This window comes from Actinokineospora sp. NPDC004072 (assembly GCF_053604195.1).
This window is the reverse complement of the sequence record NZ_JBSGHB010000001.1, coordinates 344,055-368,977: the sequence shown is the minus strand read 5'-3', so window position 1 is coordinate 368,977 and position 24,923 is coordinate 344,055. Positions and strand designations below refer to the sequence as shown.

At 73.9% G+C, this 24,923-nt stretch carries 9 protein-coding genes; 3 read left to right on the top strand and 6 right to left on the bottom strand.

Translation table 11 applies throughout. From position 1 onward, the window contains the following. Positions 1 to 586: 586 nt before the first annotated feature. From ACWEPX_RS01570 to ACWEPX_RS01545, 6 genes are all read right to left on the bottom strand, one after another. Positions 587 to 3,100, bottom strand: coding sequence for a cytochrome P450 (locus ACWEPX_RS01570; protein ID WP_451895107.1), 2,514 nt, complete (start codon positions 3,098 to 3,100; stop codon positions 587 to 589). Continuing rightward, complete coding sequence (locus ACWEPX_RS01565) at positions 3,097 to 4,494, bottom strand: hypothetical protein (protein WP_451895106.1); 1,398 nt, start codon at positions 4,492 to 4,494, stop codon at positions 3,097 to 3,099. The genes ACWEPX_RS01570 and ACWEPX_RS01565 overlap by 4 nt, the downstream gene beginning before the upstream one ends. Then, entirely contained in the window at positions 4,491 to 8,966 is a 4,476-nt protein-coding gene (locus ACWEPX_RS01560) for a type I polyketide synthase (RefSeq protein WP_451895105.1), read from the bottom strand. Before ACWEPX_RS01560 ends, ACWEPX_RS01565 begins: the two co-directional genes overlap by 4 nt. Positions 8,967 to 9,030: 64 nt before the next feature. Continuing rightward, positions 9,031 to 9,630 carry an EF-hand domain-containing protein gene (locus tag ACWEPX_RS01555; protein ID WP_451895104.1) on the bottom strand — a complete coding sequence of 200 codons (600 nt, stop codon included), beginning with the start codon at positions 9,628 to 9,630 and terminating at the stop codon, positions 9,031 to 9,033. A 413-nt stretch (positions 9,631 to 10,043) separates the two neighbouring features. Further along, positions 10,044 to 11,324 carry a putative PEP-binding protein gene (locus ACWEPX_RS01550; RefSeq protein ID WP_451895103.1) on the bottom strand — a complete coding sequence of 427 codons (1,281 nt, stop codon included), beginning with the start codon at positions 11,322 to 11,324 and terminating at the stop codon, positions 10,044 to 10,046. Between the two features lie 80 nt (positions 11,325 to 11,404). Further along, positions 11,405 to 13,243 (bottom strand): FAD/NAD(P)-binding protein, encoded by a 1,839-nt coding sequence (locus tag ACWEPX_RS01545; protein ID WP_451895102.1) that lies wholly within the window; start codon positions 13,241 to 13,243, stop codon positions 11,405 to 11,407. Between the two features lie 371 nt (positions 13,244 to 13,614). On the opposite strand from ACWEPX_RS01545, the gene ACWEPX_RS01540 reads away from it, so the two are divergent. From ACWEPX_RS01540 to ACWEPX_RS01530, 3 genes are read left to right on the top strand one after another with little or no spacing between them, the layout of a single operon-like run. Beyond that, positions 13,615 to 13,947: a trypco2 family protein gene (locus ACWEPX_RS01540; RefSeq protein ID WP_451895101.1), complete on the top strand. Its 333-nt coding sequence runs from the start codon at positions 13,615 to 13,617 to the stop codon at positions 13,945 to 13,947. Beyond that, entirely contained in the window at positions 13,944 to 15,938 is a 1,995-nt protein-coding gene (locus ACWEPX_RS01535) for a trypsin-like peptidase domain-containing protein (protein ID WP_451895100.1), read from the top strand. The genes ACWEPX_RS01540 and ACWEPX_RS01535 overlap by 4 nt, the downstream gene beginning before the upstream one ends. Next, positions 15,935 to 24,703, top strand: coding sequence for a hypothetical protein (locus ACWEPX_RS01530; protein ID WP_451895099.1), 8,769 nt, complete (start codon positions 15,935 to 15,937; stop codon positions 24,701 to 24,703). The genes ACWEPX_RS01535 and ACWEPX_RS01530 overlap by 4 nt, the downstream gene beginning before the upstream one ends. The last annotated feature ends 220 nt before the right edge of the window (positions 24,704 to 24,923 follow it).

Sequence of the window (24,923 nt, the reverse complement as noted above, 5' to 3'; positions counted from 1 at the left end):
CCGCCCGGACGCTCGCTTCGGACCCTCCCGTGCTGGCTGGGCACACCCGTCGTTCCTCTACGTGCGGGAGGACCCGATCCGGACGCGCTGGACCTGGTTGGGGTCGGCTGTTCGGCAGGAGAACCTGGATCGGTTGGTTGGGGCGCTGATCGAGTCCGCTGGCGGACGTCCCGGCTCAGGTGATCGTGGTCACGCACCGAAGCGGTTGGCGGCGCCGCGATGACCAGTTCAACGGTTCCAAGCTGCGATCGCGGCCCGTGTGGACCCGGCTGGCCTAGTAATACGTGTGTCCGAAGAGCGTCTATGCACGGTTCCGCTTTGGGCTTCAGGTCCTATCTTCAAGCGGATGTGTGTGCGGTCCACCTGATCTCGGTGGTCTGCGTGGTCCGCATCGGCTTGGCATACCAGGTTCGCTGGGTCGGGGGGTGCAGCTGATCTACGTGCCCGAGATTCGGCCGATGCAAACCGCTACGTCCAAGCCCCCTACCTGCGCATTTCCTTCGAAGCTGGTGCGCTCATGATACCTCCGATTGAACGCCGTGACCGGTGGTTGACTTTGCGCGGGTCACGGTGCTCGAGAGGTGCCTTAACGCGGCATGAAGGTCACGGGTAGGCGGTCCAGGCAGATGTGGCGGCCGTTTTCGTAGAAGCGGCGCGGCCGCGCAGTCAGGTGGTAGTTGGGGTGACGGGCTAGTTCGCGCAGGACGGCGGCGAATTCGAGGCGGGCGAGGTGGGCGCCTAGGCAGAAGTGGATGCCTTGGCCGAAGGTGAGGTGGCGGGTCGTCGGGCGGTCGAGGTCGAAGGTGTCGGGGTGGGGGAAGCGGCGGGGGTCGCGGTTGGCGGCGCCGGTGAGGAGGACGACGCGGGAGCCGCGGGGGATCGTCGTGCCGTCGATGGTGACGTCGCGGGTCGTGGTGCGGGTGCCGTGGTCGACCGGGCTCCACAGGCGCAGGGTTTCCTCGACCGCAGAAGGGATCAGGGTCGGGGTGGTGCGGAGGCGGTCTTGCAGGTCGGGGCGTTCGGCGAGTTGGCGCAGCAGGTGGGACAGGGTGTTCATCGAGGTCTCGTGGCCCGCGATGGCGTAGGCGACGAGCATGACGTGCAGTTCGTCGTCGGTGACCGGGCGGCCGTCCACCTCGGCCCGCACCAGGGTGGACAGGTAGTCGTCGCCGGGGTGTTCGCGGGCGCGGCGGATCTCGGCGTGGAACAGCTCGGTGAACGGGGCCCAGAAGGAGGTGTCGCCCGCGGGCATCTTCGACCAGGTGTTGGCGGTGAGGTCGCGGATGCGGCGCTGGGCGTCGGGGGAGAAGCCGACCGCGAGGCCGACGACGGCCAGCGGCAGCGGCACGGCCAGCTCCGCGACGAGATCGCCGTGCCCGCGCTCGGCGATCGGGGTGATCAGCTCGCGCACCAGCGGGGTCAGCCGCTCACCGAGGGCGCGGGAGGCCGCCGGGGTGAACGGCGGCCGCATCAGCGCCCGGAACGCCGTGTGCTCGGGCGGGTCGTACTCCAGAGGCGCGAACCGCGGCGCCCGCGGCGGTTTCGGGTGGAACACGCCGTCAGCGGAGCTGAACGTGGCGTGGTCCTTGAGCGCGGCTTCGACGTCGTCGTAGCGCGACAGCACCCACATGCCCCCGTGCGCGCGGGAGTGCGCCACGCGGCCGCGTTCGCGGATCTCGCGGTGCACGGCGATGCCCTGCTCGGGGTCGAAGGCGTGGTGGTCGAAGTCGTCGGCGAGGGCCACCACGTCGGTGCGGGTCTCGTCGACCACCCACTTCACCATGCGGCGCACCGGTTCCATCGCGTCCTGCGGCAGCTCGGGCCGGAAGTCGTTGGCGCAGCCGAGCGCGACGAGCCGCTGCACGCCGTGGAGGGCGGCGATGTCGCGCAGCTCAGTCTTGAGCGAGTCCGGCCACACCCCGACGGTCTGGGTGTAGGCGTTCATCCGGCGCACGGCGGTGTCGAGGTCGCGGATCGGGACGACGTTGGCCACGCGGCCCGACAGCGACTCGTGGAAGTCGACCGGCTCGCCCGGCGGCGACACCACGACCGCGCCCTCGTCGTCGTGCCCGCCGATCACCCGGTACCAGTCCGGGCTGGTGCGCAGCGCGCGCAGCTCGGCGCGCAGTTCCGGGTCGAACCGCTTGGCCGGGGTGCTGAGGTCCGGCGGGAGCTTGGTGATGGCCTCGTGGAGCAGTTCGCCCCAGCGCGCGGCGAGTTCGGGCGTCGTCATCGCGTAGATGACGCGCGCGCTGAAGCACGCCTCCTGGTTGACCAGCCCGACGTCGGCGGCGGCCAGCTCGGCCACCTGGCGCATGGTCTCCTCGTCGGTGAACGCCTCCGGCCCGATGACCGTGGCGCTCAGCTTGGGGTCGAGGGCGATCAGCTCCAGGCCCGGCTGCAGGTACCGGGTGATGTGGCGGACGGAGGCGAACCCGCCCCACGCGACGATCTTCTCCACATTCGCGGGCCGGTACAGGGCGCGCTCGAAGTCCTCCGCGCCGCCCTTCCAGTAGACCGCGCTCAGGTGCCGCACCAGCGGGTGGTCGGGGTCGACCTCGGCCATCACCCGGGCGATGGCCACTGCGGTCACGGGGTCGTTCGACGGCAGCTTGACGATCGCGTCGCCCCGGGTGATCGCCGAGCGCACCAGGGTGATGGCGGCGATGACCGGGTTGTTGCCCGCGATGACGTGCACCGCCCGCGCGCCGAAGGCCCGCACCGCCGCCCCGCGGTGGTGCACCCAGCCGTCGAGGTGGGCGATGCCCACCGACCGCTCGGCCACCTCCCGCACCGCGTCCGGCGCGAAGTACGCGGGCAGCTGCTCGTAGGCGCCGCGCAGCACCGGCGGGGTCAGGTCGGAGTGCTCGGCCAGCCGGGCCAGCGCCTCGGCCATGACCGGGCTGGCGGGCAGCCGCGCGCCGACCTCGGCGAGGAAGTCGACGACCTCGGCGGTGGACAGGGCGTGCAGGTCGGCCATCGCGGCGGGGTCGCCCAGCGGCAGCCGGGGGAGCAGCGCCATCGGGTCGGGGGCGGTGAACCCGGCGAATGCCACCGGTGGGCCTTCGACCAGCTCGCCGCGCACGAACGCGGGGATCACGACAGCTCCCCGTTGAGGAACTCCAGCGCGTCGACCAGGGCTTCCGCGCTGGCCGCGCAGGTGATCTTGTCGTCGCCCCCGGGGCCGCCGAACCGGCCGATGTCGGTGTGCAGGCGCGGGGTGGTGCGCCCGCACGGGCACGGGCTCCAGGTGGCGGTCACCCGGTCGCCGGTGACGAACCCGCCCCAGAACAGGTCGGCGGACAGGTCGAGGAAGGCCGCCCGGCCGGTGCGGGTGCCCGTGCGCGGCAGCGGCCGCCCGGTGTCGGGGTCCAGGATGTAGAGCACCAGCCACGGTTCGATGTGGTAGCCCTGGTTGGCGCACAGCAGGTTCAGCGAGATCACCTCGACCATCGCGTAGACGAACTGCAGCGACGGCACCCCGGCGAACCGCGCGACGCCATCGGCCCAGTCGTCGGGGAGCACCCCGGCCTTCGACCCGCCGCCGGGGAAGATCACCGAGTCCGGGGCGAACACGCCCGCCAGCCCGCGGGCCGCGGCCGCCTCGGCCATGCTGTGGTAGACGTCCCACGTGCTCAGCGAGGCGATCCGCCGCCCGCCGAGGGTGTCGGCGATCCGCTGGACGAACTCGCCCATCCCCGAGCCGGTCGCGCGCAGCGCCTCGTCGAACTCGGCCTTGCGCCGGGCCAGCGCTTCGGGGATCTCGACCCGGCCCGCTTGGCCGCGGGCCGCGGCGGCGCGCAGGCGGCCCGCCAGAAACATCACGTCGGCGCTCAGCGCGCCGTCGTGCAGGGTGTGGAAGCGGTCGGGCCTGCCCGCGATCTGCTCGGCCATGGCGGTGGCGTGCCGGGCGATCCCGCTGCGCCCGGAGCGGAAGCTCGGCCACACCACGTCCAGGCCCTCCGGGTCGCGGTCGGGCAGCACGTCGAGCCGGACGATCTCGTAGAGCCGGTCGTACTGCACCTGGGTGTGCGGGACGAACGACATGCTGCCGGTGGTGCCCGACGAGTGGGCCAGCCGCAGCGGCGTGCGGCTGTCCAGCAGGTCCAGCCAGGCGTCGATCGAGTCGCACCCGCGGGTGTCTAGTCCGGAGAGGTCCACTGTGGTCAGCCGGGACAGCCAGGTGGTGAGCTGGTCGAACCGGCTGTCGACCAGCAGGCTGGCCGGGTAGGACTTGTAGACGGTGTGCGGGAACAGCAGCGGCGCGGCGTCGTCGAGGTCGCCGATCTCGGTGATGCGCTGCTCGTCGGCCAGGGCGCGCAGCACGGGGAGCCGGTCGCGCAGCTCGCTGAACCGCAGCCGGAGCGCCGCGAGCTGGAGCGCGGCGAGGTCGGCGGCGGGGAGGGTGTGCATCGCCATGCGGTCGTGGTCGAACCAGCGGGTGGCGTCGGCGGCGAAGGTGCGCAGGTCGGTGTCGGAGGCGGCGATGGTCACGGTCTCTCCTGGGTGAGGTGGGCGGCGATGGCGGACACCGTGGGGTGGTGCCACAGCGCCGTGGCAGGCAGGGTGGTGCCGATCCGGCGGCCGAGGTCGACGCGGAAGGCGACCGACAGCAGGGAGTCCATCCCGAGCTCGGTGAGCGGGCGGTCGGCGGGCACTCGCCCGGGGTCGACGCCGAGCACGGCGGCGGCGACCTCGGCGACGGCGGCGGCCACGTCTGCCGGGTCGGCGGGCCGCGGCTCGCTGCGGGGCGCCGGGGGCAGGACGGCGACCTCGCGCGCGCCCAGCGGGACCCGCGACCACACCGCCAGCGCCCGTTCGGCGTCGATCGGCGCGACCCCGCGCGCGGCCAGCTCGGCGTCCACGGCGGCCGAGTCGCCCATGCCCAGGCCCCGCCAGCTCGTCCAGGCCAGCGACAGGGTGTCCGGGCGGTGGCGGGCCATGCCGTCGAGATAGGCGTTGCCCGCCGCGTAGGCCGCCTGGCCGGGCAGGCCCAGCAGGTGCCCGGCCGAGGAGAACAGCACGAGGAAGTCCAGGCTCCCCGGCGGGAACGCCCGGTGCAGGGCGGCCGTGCCGGTGATCTTCGGGTGCAGCACGGCGCGCAGGGTGGCTTCGTCGAGGTCGCGCAGCCTGCGGTTGTCCGCCACGCCCGCCGCGTGGACGACGCCGCGCAGCGGCCACCGCCGCCGGATGCGCGCCAGCGCCTCCTCGTCGGCCACGTCGGCCCTCACGTGGTGCACCCGCGCTCCGTCGACATCGACGCGGCGTCCGCTGCGCCCGAGCACCACCAGCGTCCGCGCGCCGCGGCGGACCAGCCAGCGGGCGATGTGCGCGCCGAGCGCCCCGGTCCCGCCGGTCACCAGGTAGGCGGCGGCCGGGTCGCAGGTGATGCCCTCGCCCGGCTCGGCGGGCACGAGGGTCGCCGCGGTGATCCGACCACCGGAGATGGCGAGCACGTCGACGTCCCAGCGGTGGTCGAGGACGTGCCGCAGGGCGGCCTCGTCGTCGGCGGTGGGCTGCGCGGGCAGGTCGACGACGCCGCCCCAGACGTCCGGGTGCTCGGTCGCCGCGACCCGGCCGAACCCCCAGAGCGCGTTGTGCGCCAGCCCTTCCGCCGTGCGGGCCTCGCGGGCGCCCCGGGTCAGGCACCACAGCCTGCCGCGCGCCCCGGCGAGCGCCCGGCGCAGCTCGTCCACCAGGTCGATGGGGTCGCCTGAGCCTGCGCGGAACAGCTCGGCGGCGTGGTCAGGGCCGCTCGGCTCGACCGCGACCCAGGCGGGCCTGCGGATCGGCGGCGGGGCATCGCCGTCCGGCGAGCCTAGGCGCAGCCCGCGCAGCACGCCGACGACCTCGCCGGACGACCGGGCGATCGCCACGTCGAACTGCTCGCCGACGCGGCGCACGGCTAGTTGCGCGCAGTCGGGAGCCGGTCCGGTGATGGCGGCGGAGGCGATCCGCGCGGGCATCCGCAGCGTCGCGGTGTCGGCCAGCGCCGCCGCCGTGGACAGCGCCGCGTCGAGGATGGCGGCCCAGCTCCCGGCCCGCACCCGCGCGTAGCCGCCGTGGCGGTGGGTGCGCAGGTCCTCGACCGCCCAGTCGAACCCCATGTCGGCGACGCCGAGCGCGGCGAGCCGGGCGCGGACCGCACTGGGATCGATCGGCTCGCCCGCCTGCTCGACCCGGCCCGCCGGGCGGTCGTGCCCGACGAGGGCTTCGGTGTGGGTCTGCCAGTCGCCGTGCCGCCGTGAGGAGATCCGCAGCCTGCCGTCGCGGTGCTCCACCTGGACCTCGCGCGGCTCGACGGCGATCGGCACCCGCAACTCGACCGACCGCAGGCTGCGGACGCCCGCGGCGGCGAACAGCGTGCTGAGCAGCACGGCCGCGGGCACGATCTCGCTGCCCAGCACGGGGTGGCTCCCCGGGTACGGGCGGGTCTGCGGCGTCAGCCAGCGCCGCCAGCACTCCGCCGCGGCAGGCTCGCCCAGCAGCGTGTGCTCGGTGTCCCCGGAGGCCAGCGCCCAGTGCCTGCGGTGCTGCCACGCCGTGGTCGGCAGGTCGGCGCGCGGGCCCGCGGGGTGCAGGACCGACCAGTCCAGGTCGACGCCCGCCTCGTGCAGCGCCGCGGCGGCGGTCAGGAAGGCGCGCCGCCCGGGGGCGCCGCGGCGGAGGGTGGGCACGACCACCGCGTCCGGAACGGTCTCGGCGATCGAGTGCGCCACCACGGGGTGGCCGGAGACCTCGAGGAACAGCCGGTGGCCGTCCTCGGCGGCCGCGGTGATCGCGGAGACCAGCCGCACGGGGTCGCGCAGGTTCCTGACCCAGTACGCCGCGTCGCGGGGCGCGGTGGACCGCGGGTCGAGCAGCGCGGTGCTGTAGAGCGGGACCTCGGGCTCGGCGGGGCAGAGGTCGCGCGCGGCGCGGGCGAGGTCGGCGCACAGCGGGAGCATGTGCGGGCTGTGGAAGGCGACGTCGGTGTCGACGCGGCGCGCCCCCGCCGCGACCAGCCGCTCGATCTCGGCGGGGTCGGCGGCGACCACCGTGCTGGTGGGCGAGGCGGCGATCGCCGCGTGCGGGCCCGCTTCGGCGAAGGGCAGCGCCACCATCGCCATCGCGCCGCGCCCGGCGACCCCGCGCAGCAGCAGGGCGCGGCGGCAGGCCAGCCGGGCGGCGTCCTGGCGGGGCAGCGCGCCCGTGGCGACCGCGGCGGCGAGCTCGCCGACGGAGTGCCCGACGACCGCGGCGGGCCGCACCCCGTGGGCGCGCCACAGCTCGGCCAGGCCGACCTGCACCGCGAAGATCGCGGCCTGGGCCAGGTGGGTTGCGCCGAGGTCGGCGTCGGTGAGCAGGTCGCGGGCGCTGCGGCCGAGTTCGTCGGTGTAGACCGGTTCCAGCTTGTCGAGCACCTCGGCGAAGACCGGCTCGGTGGCGAGCAGGTCCCGGCCCATGCCGCTCCAGTGCGAGCCGTGCCCGGAGAACACCCACACCGGGTCCACCGAGCGGGCGGGGCAGGCGGGCTGGACGTCGTCGAGCGCGGCCCGCAGCTCGGCGCGGTCCTCGGCGACGACGGCGAGCCGGTGGGGCAGGTGGGTCCGGCCCGTGGCCAGCGTGCGGCCCACCTCGGCCAGGCGGGCCTCGGGGTGGGTGTCGAGCCAGGCGGCCAGCCTGCGGGCGTTGTCGCGCACGGCCTGCGGGCTCGCGCCGCTGATCGGCACGACGGTGAGCCGGTCGACGGTCTCCACGGGGTCGGTGGGCGGCGGCTGCTCCACCACGAGGTGGGCGATCGTGCCGCCGTAGCCGTAGCTGGTGACGCCCGCCCTGCGGGGCGTCCTGGGCCACGGCGTCGCCTCGGTGGCGACGGCCAACCCGGTGCCCGCCCAGTCGATCGCCGGGTTCGGCGCCCCCGCCAGCCGGGTCGGCGGGATGACGCCGTGGTGCACGGCCAGCACCGCCATGATCAGCCCGGCCACGCCAGCGGCCGCTTCGAGGTGCCCGATGCTGGCCTTCACCGAGCCGATCAGGCAGGGCGCGACCACCTCGCCGAGCGCGCCCGCCTCGACCGGGTCGCCGACGGGCGTCCCGGTGCCGTGCGCCTCCACGTAGTCCACAGTGGCCGGATCAACGCCCGCCGACCGGTAGGCCGCCCGCAGCAGGTCGGCCTGGGCGGACCGGTCGGGGGCCATGATGCCGTCGGTGCGGCCCTCCTGGCGCACCGCGCCGCCGCGCAGCACGGCCAGCACCCGGTCGCCCGCCGCCTCGGCGTCGGCCAGCCGCTTGAGGACGACGAACGCGCAGCCCTCGCCCCTGCCGTAGCCGTCGGCGCGCGCGGAGAAGGGCTTGCTGCGCCCGTCCGGGGCGGTGGCGCCCGCCCGGTCCAGGACGACGCCGAGCCCGGGCTCGGCCACCACGAGCACCCCGCCCGCGATGGCCAGCGGCACCTCGTCGTCGGCCCACAGGGCCTGCATCGCCTGGTGCACCGCCACCAGCGACGACGAGCACGCCGAGTCCACCGCGGCGCTGGGCCCGCGCAGGTCCAGGGCGTGCGAGATCCGGTTGGCCGCCCCGCACGGCGACGCGCCGATGCCCGTCCACGGCTGGATCGCGGGCAGGTCGGCCAGGGTGCGCCTGCCGTAGTCGTCGGACCCGACGCCGACGAAGACGGCGGTCGCGGTGCCCGCGAGGGCCGATGCGGGCACCCCGGCGTGCTCCAAGGCCTCCCACGCGACCTCCAGCGCGATCCGGTGCTGGGGGTCCATGACCGCGGCCTCGCGGGCGGGGATGCCGAAGAACCCGGCGTCGAACCCGGCCACGTCGGCCAGGAACGACCCGAGCTGGCGGACCCCGCCCACCGACCGCGCCCCGACGGCCTCGCGGCCGTCGAGCACGAACCGCCACAGCTGCTCGGGGGAGCAGACGCCGCCCGGTAACCGGCACCCGGCGCCGATCACGGCAATTGGAACACGATTCACTGGGGTCTCCTCATAGGGCGGCGCCCCCGGCGCGAGTGCACCGGGAGCGCCGCGATCGCCGGTGTCAGAGACGGACCCGGGTGCCGTCCCAGATCTCCTGGCTGAAGATGTCGCCGAAGAGCCAATTGCCGCGCGCGTCCGGGTCGGAGCTGGTGTAGAACTCCTGCCAGGCGACCAGCAATTCGTCGACCTCCAAGTAGCCGTTGCCGTTGTGGTCGAGCTTCTCGAATGCGATCCTGATGTTGTCGGCCGAGGTGCCGAACGCCTTCTGGAAACCGGCGAACTCCGCAGGTCCCACCTTGCCGTCGCCGTCCCGGTCGCAAATGGCGAACAACGCCTCGGCCAGCGGCCGGAAACCGGCCTCGAACTTCGCCGGGTCGCCAGCGAAGGCGGTCTTCATCCCCTCCCGCCACTCCAGCGGCGTGACCTTGCCGTCCTGGTTGGCGTCCATCGCCTTGGACATGTGCGCCCAGAACGTCTCGAAGGCCACCAGCAGCGCCTGCGCCTTCTGCGTGCCGAACGGCTCACCGAGGAACGCCACGATCCGCGCCGCGAGCGCCAGCGCGTCGGCGGGTTCCAGCACCCCGTCGCCGTTCTGGTCGCCGTGGCCGAAGCAGACGTCGATCTTGCGGTCGAGCAAATTGGGAACCGCCGTCACCGTCACGGGTGCGCCTTTCTTCTGAATGGAATACGAGGCAGGGCCGTTCGATTCAGCGCAACTTTCCGCTCGCGGCCCGACGTCGAAAAGGTATCCACGCCCCCGCCCCGCGACAAGAACCCCCGATCGTTTTCATTCGACCGTGGCCAAAGCTGCTCGGCTCGGTAGCACTGGTCCGCCCCAAGTCAGAGACCAATGGCGGCTACCGCCACCCCGAATTCACCCGTCCGCACCCAAGTTTGATCACGATCGGTAGCGCCCACCCGAGCCGCCATCCGTTATCCCCGCCGAACCGGGCATAACGGATGCCCCGTGCTCAGCGTCGATCCGGTGGATCTGCGAGTCCCGATCCGCGACTACCGGCCCAGGTGCTTGCCCGGCTGGCTTCTAGCACCACAGCTCCGGTCGCGGCGGTGAAGCTAGCTGGCGGCCTCTGCGGGTCCGGTCGGGTGCGGCCGGTGCCGCGGCTGGAGGTCGGGTGCGAGGGCCAGGTGCGGGCGCCGGTGTTGAGCGAGCTGGCGCAGCTCGGCGGTGCACATCATGAACCCGTCCGCTGGTAGCTGCCGCACGTAGTGGTCCATGTCGTTGAGCAGCGCGAACACGTGGACAGGGGTGCCCGCTTCCCCGGCTGCGTCGACCACGTGGCGCAGCGCAGCCGCCACGGCCGGGTGCCGGGTCTGGTAGGAGGGGGCGACCAGGTGGTTGCTGCGGTCCGCGGCGAGGTAGAACTGGACGAGGTCCTTGGTGCCGACGAACAGCTCGCTCGCCCCCGCCGCGCAGAAGCCCGATGTGGAGTGGACTGCGGCCGGGGTCTCGATGAAGACCGACAGCGGGAAGTCGTCGGGGAGGCCGAGGTGCCCGCGCAGCCGCAGGTACTCGTCGTGGTCGTTGACGAACGGCACGGCGAAGCTCAGGCTCCGGCCGAGCCGCTTGCCCACGTACTGGCGTAAGGCCCGGAACGCGATCGGGTAGTGCGGCTCCTGGAGCAGGGCGCGCGCGCCGTGCAGGCCGAGGTCCGGGTTCGTCTCCTGGTGCACCTCGGTCTCGGTGGTGATCTTGGTGGCGTCGTCCGAGCGGAGGTCGAGCAGCCGCATGACGAGGCGCTGGCCGGGCCGGAGCTCCTCGGCGATGGCGCACACCTGCGCGCCGAGGGCCGCGCCGTACCACTCGGCCGCCCGCGGTTCGGCGCGCAGCAGGTCCAGCGGGCTCAGCCCGGCGGACAGGCAGACGAACTCCTCGCGGACGAAGAAGGTTGCGACCTCCTCGACTGGCGGGGTGATCGCGTTCGTCGCCCGCACGTCGCTGGCGTCGGCGATGACCACGCAAATCGAACCCAGGTCAGCGGGCGTGATGGGGAAGTCCCGCGCAGGCCCTTCGAGATCGTCGACCTCGCCGAGGATGACCGACTGCCGGTCGAGCCGGATCGTGACGTGGCCGGTCAGCCTGCCCAGCTCCGCCGGGTCGACGCGCAGCACCGGGATGCCGCGCGAGCGGCAGAGGGACTCCATGTGGCCGGTACGCCCGCCCTTCGCGCAGATGACCGCGGAGGAGGCGACGATGGCGTCGTAGAGTCCGGGATGGAGCGCGTCGACGACCAGGACGGAGCCGTCGACGGGGGTCTGGGAGTGGTTGCAGGGACCGCCGACGCTCGTCGGCGCCGCACCGACGAGCAGGACCCCGAAGATCTCGACGTGGCTCACGACGCCCACCCAGAGCTGGTCATGATTCCCAGGCTCGCACCTGCTCCGCCCCGCCTACATCTCCCCGGGTGCGCCGCGATTCAGCCAATCGCCTCCAGCCGCCGCCCCAACCCGAGCGCGGCGCGGAGTTCCCTCGGGGTCACCGACAGGTCCTTCAGCTTCTCCGTCGCGGCCGAGGTGACGGCGAATCGCAGCACCGGCGCTGGTACGGCGTCGTCGCCGCCGCGCGCGGCGAGCTCCCGCAGGCTGTCCTCCAGCCGTGCCACGAGCGCCTGCCGGTGGTCCTGCCGCCGGGCGGTCATCCGGCGCACGTCGAGCATCGTCGAGTACGCCAGCGCCTCGTCCCACCCTTGGTCCCGCGCGCCGGGCGGGGTGGTGGCCATGTCGTAGCACGATTCGAGCTGGCACAGGATGGTCGCGGCCACCTCCACCGAGTGGTTCTTGATCGCGGCGAGGTTGAACGAGAACGCGCCCAGGCGCCCGTTCCGGACGATCTCGTCGCCCTCGCGGGGGTGACCCACAACCGCGATCAGGCGCGACGGGGTGCCCGCCGCGCCGACCAGGCGCCCGCGCTCGTCCACCTCGACGCCTCGGCCCGTGCGCCGGTGCGGGCAGGCCAACCCCTTCCGCAGGAGGTTCCGCCAGAGCGCGGAGCCCACGCGCCCGTAGTCCGACTCCCGGCCGAAGTTCGAGATCACCAGGTCCGCCTCGATGCCGGTCGTGCGCCCGGACACGGTCACGACCAGCCTGCCCGCCTCGGTAGCGCGGATCCCCTCGACCCTGCCCGCGGTCACGACGACCGGCCCGCCTGCCTCCACCGCGCTGTTGACCAGGTCGGCGGTGTAAGGCATGACTCCGACCCGCAACATCGCCAGCAGGCTGCCGTAGCGGTCGAGCAGCGCGCGGAGATCCGGCGTCGGGATCCGCGCCAGGATGGCGGGCAGGTGCGGCTCCCACGCCTTGAACACCCGCTCGGTCACCACCGCGGGCGACACCTCGGGATGCTCACGCGCCACCGCCGCGCACGCCCGCTCCCACTCCTCGGTGAAGCGCAGCACGAACTCCTCGCGCCCGCCGTAGGGGCCGTCCTCGAAGAACCGCGGCGTCGGCAGGTCGATGACCTGGTGCCGGTGGTCCGGCGGATACGTCCGCAGGGTCAGCCCGGAGCGCGAGATCATGTGGATCGTGCCCGTGTGGCCCCGCCGCAGCAGCAGCGTCGCGGCGTCGTACGCGCTGAGCAGCGAGCCGACGATGGCCACGACGTCGTCCCGCCGCGCGCTGAGGATGCGCTCGAGCCCGGCCGCGGAGTAGGGCTCCGGCACGAACGCGGGATGGCCCACCACGTCGGCGGCGAAGGTCGGGGACTTCCGCTCCAGCCCGGTCGCGAGCACGACGTGATCGGCGCGAAGCGCCACCCGCCCCGACTTGGTTTCCCCACCCACCACCGAGAAATCCTCAACGACGACGTCGACGTGATCCTCGTGCACCTCGACGTCAACGACCTCGCCGTCCCCCTCCACCAGGACGACGCCCGGCAGGGCCTCCCGGGCAGCCTGCGCGAGGCGGTCGGCGAGGTACTCGGGATAGATCCGCCGCGGCGCGGGCCCGGACTCCACGAACGTGAAGCCCTTCCACTCCGCAGGCCACCCGGTCCGGTCGGCCTCGCGGTTGGCCCAGTCGATGAAGTCGTCCACATCCTCCCGGAACACCGACATCCGACCCGCCTGGATGTTGAAGACGTGGTGCCAGTGATTGCTCTCCGGATGATGCGCGACCCCGGCATTCCGAAACCCCGGCCGCCGCTCGACCACGACGACCTCAACAGCTTCCCTGGCGAACTGCAGCAGGCGGATGGCCGTAGCCGTACCAGCCAACCCAGCACCGACGATGACAACTCGACGACGTCGCCCGGGTCTCACCACGCGCTCCCCGCCTTCTCAGCGACCGGACCCAGCCGACCGGCATCGCAGACCTGGTCGAAGGCCCGACATCGCAAGATCATGGCAGATATCTAGTGCATGCCCACCCCGAACACTTCTCCCAGAATGCTCGACCGAGCACGATCGCGAAACCCCACCAACGACCGACACGACGTTCGGCCCGCGGAGCACGCCCGGCTGCTGCTCGACGCGGTTCGGGGCCACGTGCCGGTCGTGCTCAGGCACGCACCCGGCTGTCCGATCCTGGTCGGGGACCGGGGTTGCCGACCCGTTTCGCCCCGAGCTGGGCTGTAACGGCAAGAGCCACTCGGCGTACTAAGGGGGTAAGCCTGGCGCCCGGAGGGGGACACATGGAAGAGGACAACGGCCTCGTGCTGATGGATGAAGACGGGATCAGCCTGTCCACGGCCGTTGAACTGCTGCGCGCCGAGTTGGCCGAGGCGCTGGCGGCGGGGGAAGGCGAGCGGGTTCGGTTCGTGCCGGAGCGGGTCGAGGTGGAGCTGGAGATCACCGCGAAGGTCTCGAAGAAAGGCAACGGCAGCGTCAGCCTGTGGAAGGTCGCCACGATCGGGGGTTCGCGGCAGAACGACCAGACGGCCACGCACCGCCTGCGGCTCACCCTGCGGCCCCGCGACATGACGCTGTCCACTGAGGACGATATGCTCATCGGCGACCTGGCGTGACCGTTCCCGGCTCCGAAGACTGGCTGCTGGCGCGGATGGTGCGCCTGCAGGGGGCGAGGTTCGGCAGCGGCTTCGTCATCGGGCCCAGGTGCGTGCTCACCGCGGCCCACATCGTCGGCCCGGTGGGCTCGGCGGTCGTGGTCACGGACTCGGCGGGGGTGGAGCACGACGGCGTGGTCGTGTGGCGGCACCAAACCGCCGACAACAAGGTCGATGCGGTTGATGCCGCGGCCGTCGCGTGCCGGGAGCCCTTCGTCGACGACTTCGTCCAGTGGGGGAAGGTCCAGGGTATCGCCGAGGTGGAGTGCGTCGGGTTCGGCTACCCCCGGGCGGGTGAGCAGAACAGGCGCCGCGAGTTGGTGTCGTTCAAGTTCACGCTGATGCCCATGAGCGGCGGCGCCATCCACTTCACCCTGGGAAACGCGCGGAGCACCTGGCCTGCCGAGGGCGAAGACGGGTGGCCGGGCATGTCCGGCGGCCCGGTGCTCACCGAAGACGGCGTCCTGATCGGTGTCCTGCGCGGCGTGCCGTTGAAGTGGGAGGGCGCCCTCCGCGCGGTCCGGATGACCGCCGTGGTCAACGACTCCGTATTCGCCCTCACCCACGGCACGGGGCTCGCCGAGCCGGTGCCGGTGAGCGGGGTGCCCGCGCCCGCCGCGGCAGCCGCCGCCCTGCCCGCGGTGTACGAGGTCGACCCGCTGCCCGGGGACTGGGAGCCCGAGCTCACCCCGCTCCGCCTGGACCCCGCCGGCCGGTGCAGGCTGGACACGCTCATCGCCACCTCCTCGCGCGGCTTCACCGCGGTGCTGGCCGACAGCGCCGCGGGTGCGGCACGCAGGCGGGGGACGGCCGCCGCGCTCGACGGGCTCGGCGGCAGGCGGTGGACGACGGTCCCGCAGCTCGACGTCGGCGACCCCGGTTCCCGGCAGGCGTTGCGGCAACTGGTCGGCGGGGATTGGCAGCCGGACGGGCGGACCGGTGTCGTGGTGCCGCTGGTGCGCACCGCCGTCGGCGGGATCGGCGCGGCCACCGTCGGGACGGCCCGGCGGAGCGTGCAGACCCTGCGGTCGCTGCTGCCCGACGCCGTCGTGCTCGTGCGCTCGATCGGCCCGACGCCCTACGACGCGGCGCGCACCGCAGCCGACCTGGGCGCGCAGCTCGGCTGCCGGGCGTTCCTGCTGCGGCCCCACGACCCCGACGACCCCGACCCCGTTGCTGACGGCGGCGACCCGTTGGCCACGCTGGCGGCCCTCGCCCGCGACGGCCTGGTCAAGCGCGGGCTAGCCTGGGAAGTGCCGGAGGTGCCGGGCGAGGTGGGGGAGAGCGCGCCGAGCTCGGCTTCCGTCGCCGAGGCGCTGTCGCGGTCGCGGATGGGTGACACCGCAGTCCGGGCACTGCTGCGGACCGCCTGGGTCAGCATGCCGGACACCGTGGCCGCCGCCCTGCCGCGCCTGGCCGCCACGGCGCACGGGCCGACCGCGCTGCGCGTCGCCGTCGACTGCGGGCTGGACTTCGCGGCCTGGCTGCCGCGGGTTCGGGGCGTGCCTTCCCCCGGGCTGCCGAACACCCGGCTGGCCGCGGCCGTTGTCCCGGTCCTCCTGCGCAGTGCCGCGTCGCGCGCCGTCGTCCAGCCCTGGCTCGACCACGGCGGGCAGGTGATGCGGTTGCTCGGCAAGCTCCTCACGCGCGACGACCAGGCGTGGCGCTTCGCGGTCGGCCGAACGTCGGTGGTCGGCGACGACGCCGCGCAGGCGGTGGCTGCCGCCGCGGTGGCAGCAGGCGTCCACCCCGCCGAGGTCGAACCCGGGGAACCGCTGTTCTGGGCGCTGCTCGCCCGCACCCCCTACGGCGCTCCCCTCACCGGGCTCGTCGACGGCCTGGATCCGCACCACCGGGCCGTGGTCGCCTGCGACGACGATCTCGACCTCGACCTGCGCACTCTCGTCGCGGGCCTGCGCGCTCAACTGCCTCACCTGCCCAACCGGAGATGACCATGCTCGCCGACTGGTACTTCTGCAGCGCGATCCGGCTGGCCCCGGCCCCGACCCACGCCTTCCTGGACATCCTCGCCGCGCTGCGCGGGAGCGACCCGGAGTTGGCGGTGGAGGCGCTGGCGCAGCTGGAGCACGTGGAGACGAGCCAGTTGCTGTACGCGCTGCCGGATGTGCTCCGTGCGCGCGCCGCGTTCCCCCACCACGAGGGGGTGCGCGTGGCCGCGGCTGCTCGACTGGCCGACGCGGGGCACGAGGCGTCCTGGGACGCGCCGATCGATGACCGCCTGCGCGCCTTGGCCGCGTCGGCCCGGCAGCGGCGCGACCCGGCAGGCGTTCGCACCACCCGGCCCTACCTGGACACCGCCGACTTCGCCGCTGAGGTGCTGGTGCTCGCGTCGCTGCTGGACCTGGTGCTCACCCACCCGGATGCCGTCGATCGCGCCGTCGCCGACCCGGCGCTGTGGACGCTGCTGGTGGATGCGGGCGCGGGGGAGTACGGGCGGCTGTGCCGGGTGCTCGCCTGCCGGGTGCTGGTCCTGGTCGACCCGGCACGGGTGCTCGACAGGCTGCGCTCCACCCGGCACGGCTTCGCCGCCGTCGAGCCGGACTTGGCAGCGCTGGTGGCGCTGGCTGCCTTCGCCGGGAACGGCTCGGCCGACTACGCCGCACTGGCCGCCGAGGCGAACCACCACGAGTTGCTCAAGTCGTTCCAGGCGGAGGAGGCCAAGCCCGACACCCGCGTCTTCGACGTGCTGGCGACGCTGGGGGTGCGCAAGGTGCAGCCCGCCAGAGCCGCGGCGGTCGTCTGGGCGGCGACGCTGGCCGGGGCCGCCGCCGCGGCGCCCGACCCCGCAGACCGGGCTTGGTTGCGGTCCTGGCTGGCCGCGCCCGCGCCTGGTGACGGGGCCAGGTTCGCCGTGCGCAGGCCCTGGGTCGCCCCGCGCGCGGGGACCAGCTTCCTGCGCAAGAACTACGAGGTCTTCCCCCGCGTCGATGACGACCGGTTGCTCGCGGTCTTGGCGGGCGGCGTGCTCGCGGTGGCGCTCGCCGAAGGCGACGCCGATCCGGACCCGGAGTCCGACGTGTTCGCCGAGTTCGTCCTCCACGCCGCGGACGTGCTGAGCGACAGCCGGTACCGGGAGGAGGTGCAGGACCTCTACAAGGACAAGGTTCTGATGCCGCCGCCGGGCAGCAGGCTCACCCCGCCGCTGGCTGGGCTCGCGGTCCACGCCCGCGCCGCGGCCGAGCGCCTGGGCACCGGCAGGCTGGCGGCGGTGGCGCCCGAACGGCTCGTGGTGTTGGTGGTGCGCCAGGCCGAGACCGCGGATGTCGCCACCGAGGCGGGCAAGCTCTACTACTCCGCTGCCGCTCTGCTGGTCGCCAACTGGGTGAACGAGGCGGTGTCCGGCCGGACGGAGTCCTCGGGCACCGACCTGGCCAACCGGTGGTTCACCGCGCACGCGGGCCAGATCCCGCCCGCGCTGTCGTTCCTGCGGTGGCTGGTCCAGCGCATCCTGAACCAGGCCCGCACCGACAAGTTCGCGCTGGCGACGGCCAACCAGCCCAGCCTGCTCCTCAAGCAGCTGTGGCCGGACGAGGACGTTCCCGAGACCGCCAGGTGGACCAGCCGGGTCGGGGCGAACAAGAAGCACAAGATCGGCGCGCTCGAACTGCTCACCAGCAAGCAGGTCGAAGCCGCCGACTGGGAGCGGCACACCGCGGCGCTGGCCGAGCAGGCCACCGAGAAGGGCGCTCCGCTGGTGGTCGCCACCGAGCGGCTCGCCGCCCTGTTCGCCGTCACCCCGCCACCGTGGGGCGGACCGGAGGCCACGCCGCGGGAATGGCTCGCCGAGTGGGTGCGGGGCATGGACGCTGTCCACCGGCCGTTCATGTTCCGCCGCGAGCTCCGCAGGCGGTTGGTGCAGCTGTTCAACCTCCCCGCCAGGGATATCGCCGAGGAAGCCGCGCTGCGGGCGATCCTGGAGAAGGTCGTGCACGCCATCGTCGAGTTCTCCTTCGACGCCCCCAACGACTTCTGGTCCCTGGCGCGGGCGCTGTCCACGACGTCGCCCGGTGGCGCAGGACCGGAGACGGTGCAGCACCTGCGCGCGGTCTTCCTCGACATCGCCGCCGCGCTCGGCTCCGGCCCGGGCAGGCGCCGCCGCGTGCGCAGCCCGTACGCCTCGCTGCACGACCGGCGATCCCAGGAGGTGCGCACGGAGGCGGTCCGCGCGTTCCTGCTGCGCACCGCGGACACCCCCTTCCGCACGGCGCTGCCCGCGGGCACCACCCTGGGCGATGTGCAGCGCACCCTCTTCGACGAGGCGGCGCTGCGGCCCGCGCCGCTGTCGGTCGAACAGGGCGACCCCCCGGCCGACGAGCGCCGCGTCGCCGCGGTCTCGGTCGACCACGGCAACCAGGCCGTCCACTACGAACTGGTGGTCGGCGGGACGGACGCAGCCGCTGACCTGTTCGCCGCGTCTGCGGCGGAGCGCGCTGCGCACCTGCGCGCGGGAGGCCGCGTGTCGGGCGTGGTGTGCGCGGTGGACGACCCGGGCGCCGACCCGCGCCAGGTGTGGGTGAACTGCGGACTGGCGGAGCCGGTGGCCGGTGTGGCGTCGTTCCGCGGGTTCGTCGTGGGCGAGCCCGTCGTGGTCGCGCTGGGGCCAGACGGCGTCGCGCGCTCGCTGGAACCGGTCGGCCCGCCCGCGCCCGCACCCGGTGAGGTTCGCGTCGCCGTGGTCGGGGCCCGCGCGGGCGGCGGCGAACTGCTCGGCCTGACGATCGAGGACGGCCTCGGGCGTGCGGTGCCGCACGGGTACGACGTGGTGCCCCCGGGCGCGCGTGAGAAGTGGCTGAGGGCGTGGGATCCGGACACCTCCGCCGCGTACCGGCCAGCCGACGAGGTCCGGACACTGGCCCGCTGGTCGTCCGGTGACGGCTGCTGGTTGCCGGTGGAGCGCGGCTTCACCGAGCTGGTCGCGGACCTGCGCGGCGGGCAGGCGGCCCGCCGCGATCCGGGACCCGGGGGCGGTGCGGTCGGGGACGGGCGGCGCGTGGGCGCCGACGGCGTCCCCGCGACCGTGTCGTCCCGCACCGCGGAGGGATGGGTGCTGTCCACCTCTCCCGGGATCGCCTACTTCGTCGCCGACGGCGACTGGCGGCCGTCGGACCTGGCCCGGGTGGAGCAGTCCGGGCCGGTTGCTGGGCTCCGGGTCCGGATCGCCGTGGTCGAGGACGGGGGCCGGGCGTCGCTGGCCCTGGTCGGCGACGTCGACCGGCGGAACCTGGACTGGGCAGGCGTGTTCGCCGACGACCGGGCCAGCCTGGAGGCCGTCGTGGACCGGGACGCCGGGCGGTGGGTGCTGCCGGTGCAGACCGCCCCGGATGGCTTCCCCGCCGTCTTGGCCGTCGACGGGCTCGACGGCGTGGTGGGCATGACCCGGTGCGCCTTCACCGTGGGCGAGTGGAACGCTCGCCACCATCGGACCGGCCGGGTGAAAGCGATGCAGGAGCCGGTGCACACCATCCCCGACTACGAGAACCCGGACGCCGACCGGTTCCGGCGGCTGATGTCGCCGCGCGACGGCGACCTGTTCACCGTGGACTGGGTGATGGGCGACGCGCCCCGCTACGACACCTGGCGCGCGATGACCACCGACGGGCTCGTCGTGGAGGTGTTGGCGGAGTCGATCTCGATGGCCCCGCTGACCGGCGGCCGGGACGAGCGGTCTCGCGCCGAGAAGCGGGACGTCGTCGTGGTGGGCGGTTGGCCGTGGCGCAAGCTGGACCGCAGGCGCGCTCAGCCGCTCCAGACCTGGGAGCTGTTCCGCCACGTCGAGCCCGGCACGCAAGGCGACATGGACGAGATCCAGGGCACGCCGGGGATCTGCGTGGCCAAACCCCGGGGCAACAAGGACGGCCAGTACACGCTGTGGCTGCGCGTCAACGGCAAACCGCAGGTGTGCACGGCCCCCGGGCGGGCGTTCGCCGTGCTGCCCGCGCTGGCGGGCGACCCGGTGTGGGCCACCCGGGGCCATGACGGCCGGTGGGTGCTGGAGGCCCAGCCGCGCGTCGTCCAGGTCGAGGCGCTGTGGCGGGAGGGCGCGGGCAGGCCCGGCCGCGACGACCACTACCTGGGCACCGTGGAACGCGACGGGGAGACCGTGGAGGTCTACGAGCGGGGCAGGGGCCGCAGAGCCCTGCTGGTGTTCGCGCAGGCAGGTGGTCGCCGCACGCGCAGGCACCTCGACGGGCAGGTCGTCGGCCGCGTCCGGGACACCCCCGAGGTCGCCGTCCGCCACAACCGGGTCGAGGTGACGACCGGCGGCGGGCGGGTGCACGGCAGCACCTACCCCGTCGGCAAGTACGTCGACCAGCGGGTGGATTCCGTCGCGGTCAGCGGCGAGCCCGTCCGGCTCCGCGACGGCAGCACCGGGTGGCGGCTGCGGCGGCACTTCACGCTGCGGCCGGTGTCGCGCTCCGCCGCGCGGAAGTCGGACTCCGACGAGCACGCGGCCGCGTGGCGGGAGTACCAGGCCGCCGACGACAAGCACCGGATCGGCGTGATGCGCGGCGCGGACCGCGTGCGGCTGCACGACCTGCACGTGCCCGTTCCCGGCGGCGGGTGGTCCAGCGAGGTGCCGCTGGACGCGGCCCAGGTCTGCTGGGTCACCCAGGACTACAACCGCGACGACATGCGGGTCGTGCTGGTAGCCAGGGACGGCGGGTGGCACGCCAGCCACACCGGCGCCGTCCCGCTCACCGTGGCGGAGTTCGCCGCCCACGTCGAGTCGCGCGGCGCATCCGTGTCGGCGGCGCACTCGGCGCTGCGGGTCGAGTTGCGCTACGCGGGCCGGGTGGCGGGCAGCCCGCCTGCCCACCGGTTCGAGTGGGGCTACGGCTGGCGGCTGGAGGTGCCCGAGAACCGGTTGACGGTGATGGGCAAACCGGTCGCAGGCAAGTTCCCGCTGTTCTTCGGCGAGATCGTGCGCCGAGCCGGGTTCGTGCCCGGCAAGGACGGTGCGCTCACCCTCGACCTGCCCGAGTTCTCCGTCGAGCACGAGGACGTCTCCCCGGTCCGCCAGTTGTACGTCGAGGCGTCGGAGGAGCGCATCGTGCACCGGCTGGAGGTCGAGGTGTCGCTGGCGCGCAGCTCGGTCCGGGTGCTCACCGTGCACGGCAGGCAGCGCCGCTACAGCGATGGCGACACCGACGACTCCCAAGCCCTGCGGGTCGACCGCGCCGAACTCGACCCCGAGACCGCCCAGTGGCTGCTCGACCAGGCCAAGGCCGAGGCGGGCGACTCGGCGGAGCCCAGGCGCTACCAGCTGCTGGCCCGGCTCGACCACCGCAAGCTGGCCGAGCACCTGGGCGGCAGGGTGGTCTTCGAACGCGCTGTCGGCCTGCGCAGGGGCGAGCGGCTGTTCATGGTGGCAGGCGAGGTGGTCGACCGCGGTCGCAACGACCTGTACCTGGAACTGACCCTGCCGCCCGGGCTGGACCGCTGGTCGACCAGACCGCCGGTGGCCAGGGTCTACAAGCGCAACTTCGCCGTCCGCGAGAGCACGCTGCGCAACCTGCGGCGCACGCCAGCAGCTCTCCAGGGGAACGTGATGCTCGTCGAGGTGCTGTCCGACAGCCGAGCGGGCGACAAGTTCTGGAGGAGCGCCACCAGCCTGCGGCTGAGCAGGCGGTTGTCGCACCTGCACAACTACATCCGCCACCACGGCGGCCGCTGCTACGCGGTGCTGGTCAGCGCGGGCAAGGCGGCGTTCGGCTTGGAGTTCCGCCCCGGCGTGTACTTCGCCGTGCCCGCGGGCAAGGTCCGCAGGCAAGGACGGGTGCCCGAGCGGTCCATCGTGCGGTTGGCCCTCGACGGCGACCAGATCCAGGTGTTCTGCGCGGTCCAGGACGACAACGACTACGTGACACCTGCCGGACGCCCGGTGGTCGTCCTGCCCAAGCAGCTGCTGCTCCACGACGGCGTGGACGCGGCCGAGGCGAACGGCACCAGGGTGTTCACCATCGGCGGTCTGCCCGGCGTCGAGGCCACCGCGGGCGGACCGGAGCTGGATGGGGCCGCGCTGATGCGGTTCCGCCACCCCAAGGTGGCGCTGGCGGTGCGCGACGGCAAAGAGGTGGTGCTGCGCCGGGCCGCTGCGGAGCGGCACCCCGTCGGCTCGGTCCGTTTCGACCTGGCGGCGCGGGTGCCGCGCATCCGACCGAACGCGCGCAACTCCGCCGAGATCCCCACCACCTGGTCCCGCCTCACCTTCGCTGACGAGGGAGCGCTCAGCCTGGTTCAGCGGTGGGCGGAACGCCGGTGGATGCTGCACGACCGGCTCACCGGGCAGTGGGTCGAAGACGGCGATGGCCGCGTGAAGGTGCGCATCGACATGCTGGCCAAGCAGCGGCGCGACGAGGTGTCGCTGGAGTCGGGGCCGCTGATGTTCGCCGAGGGCCACGTCCTCCGCTATCCGGAGGCGCAGCTGCGCGGCTTCGGGTTCTCCGCGGGCGAGGCCGTTGGCGCGCTGTCCGGGGAGTTGGGGCGCGTCCCCGCCGATTACGCCGTTGCCGCGCCCGTGCGCGGCGGGGCGGGCGGGCTGTGGATCGAGGTGTTCCCCGGCCGGGTGCTCGAGCTGCCTGCCGACCTGCTCGTCGCAGGCGCCACCGAGGGCCACCGCCCGCTGCGCGACCTGGACTGGACGCGGTTCGGGCCGGGGGACCGGGTGCGCCTGTCGTTGCACCAGCCGGACAACGTCAACGTCCAAGTCGCCTGCGTCGCGCTGCACTCGTGGTTCCCGGGACCGCGCGCGGCGTTCGGCCCCCACCGCACCCTGCTGCCCGCCAAGGGCGACAGCGTGGAGATGAAGATCCGGCTTGGCCACGGCGACAACCGGTTCGACTACCCCGCCGTACCCGCGCAGCTGCCGAAGAACTCCGGCCCCAAGGCGGTGTGGCTCTTCCCGGACAACACGGTGGCTCCCGCCACCGGGGCCCCGGTCGCAGGCGACACGGTCCTCATCGGACTGGACCGGGAGCGGGCCGGGCTCCGGGTCCTCGGGCTGGACGGTTGGACCGCCACCACCGGCGGCGGCGACGACGCCTGGCCGGGCAGCACGTGGCTGCGCGACGCGCTCGCCGGGGACAAGCGCGCCCACGTCATCGACCTGGCGGGTGGCTCGCTGGTCGTCACCGTCGAGGACGTCGGAGACCGCGTGGTGGTGGTCTCCCAGCGGCACCAGCCGCACGGTCGGCCCCGTCCGGGGCGGTGGCTGCGCGGGCGCGTTCGCGGTGCGCTCGACGGCGAGCACGTCCTGCTGCGGGTGGGCGCCTCGCTGCTGCAGGCCCCGGCGCGGGCCGTGGTCCCCGGCGCGCCCCCGGCCGCGGTGCCCGCGCTGGTCGCGCGGCTGGTCGGTGACCGGCGGCCCCAGTGGTTCCACGCCGACGCGGACGGGCGGCTGGTCGCGGGCCTGCCCGCGGTGTCGGGGACGCGGGAGGTACGGGTCCAGTTGGAGGACGTGGTCGCGGACGCGGACCGGGTCACGGGCCTGCTGTGCAGGCAGGTGGACACCGGCGGGCCGCGCTGGCTGCCCGCCGACCGGCTCGGCTGGGCGGGGGACATCGGGGAAGCCGAGCTGCGCGGCCTGGTCGAGGTCAAGCGCGGCCAGCAGGTGACGTGCGCCGTGCTGCCGGACGGCACCCTGTCGGTGCCCGCCGCGCGAGACGGCGCGCAGCGGCTCAGCGCGCTGCGCCTAGGCGATGAGCTGCGCGTGGTGCCGCTGGTCGAGCGCACCCCGCTCGCCGGGAGCGGCGTCCGCCGCTACCTGGCCGCCATCAACCAGTCCGACACCCTGGTGGAGTTCGCGAGCCCCGCGCCGGTCCTGCGGATGGGCGAGCCGCTCATCGTCGAGGTCAGCGCCCTGGTGCCCGGAAGCCACCTGACCGTCGTCGAGCGGGGCACGCGCCGCTCGGCGATTGATCTGCCCGCCGCCGTGGTGGCCGCTGTGGCCGGGGACGCGCTGCTGCGAGACCCGGTCGACCAGCTCGTCATCGACGCCGTCGGCGACGAGCACGGCCGGTTCGCGCTGACCACCTGGCTGGACGCCCGCGTCGATGCCGCTGTCGGGCTGACCGACGCCTGCGTCGACGCAGGCGCGCTCGTGGCCGCGGCCCTGGTGGCTGCCGAACTCGGCGACCAGCGCGACGACGGCGACGCGGGCAACGCCGACCTCGGCCCGCTGTCGGTCTGGCTGGCGTGGCAGGCTGGCGTGCGCGCGACCCGTTCCCGGCATGTGGAGCCGATCGTCGCGACCTGGGTCCGCGACCGCGCCCGCCTGGACCGGGGCGAGTGGCAGCGCCTGGCCAAGATCACACCCCAGCTGGCTTCCACCGTCTCCCAGCACGAGGCCGATCTCATCGCCGACGTCTGCCGCGGTGTGCTCAGCCGATCACGGGTGCGCCCCAGCCCCGACCTCGACTTCGCCGCTTGGGGTCTGCTCACCGCCGTCGGCAGGTACGCGCCCGCCCCCGCGTACGCCGAGACCGCAGCACTGGCGGTGCTCGCCCCCCTGGGCCGCGCGCTGGTCCCACCGCGAGATCTGGAGACCGCCCAACCGCACCTGCTCGCACCGCAGCGCGACATCCTCAAGATGGCCCTCAACGACCTGGCCACCCACCCGCTACCCCTCCTCCCACCCGCGTGGCCCCACCCGACCACCCGCACACCACACGCGAAGCGGATGGCCCAGGTGCGGTGACCCACTGCTCGCGCGCCTGGCCCGACGGTGCGCGGTTATCGCATGGCCGTGCTCCTTTGGAGCACGGCCATGCACGGACCCACGCGGGCAAATAGCACGGCGGGGACAACCGCCCGGCAGCGGTCCCGGTCGGGGCGTTCACCGCAGACAAGGTCGAGGCCGTGTCCTCGGGAGGCTGGCATGCCCGGGGGGTGCCGCTCTGTCACGCGCGTGGTCGTCG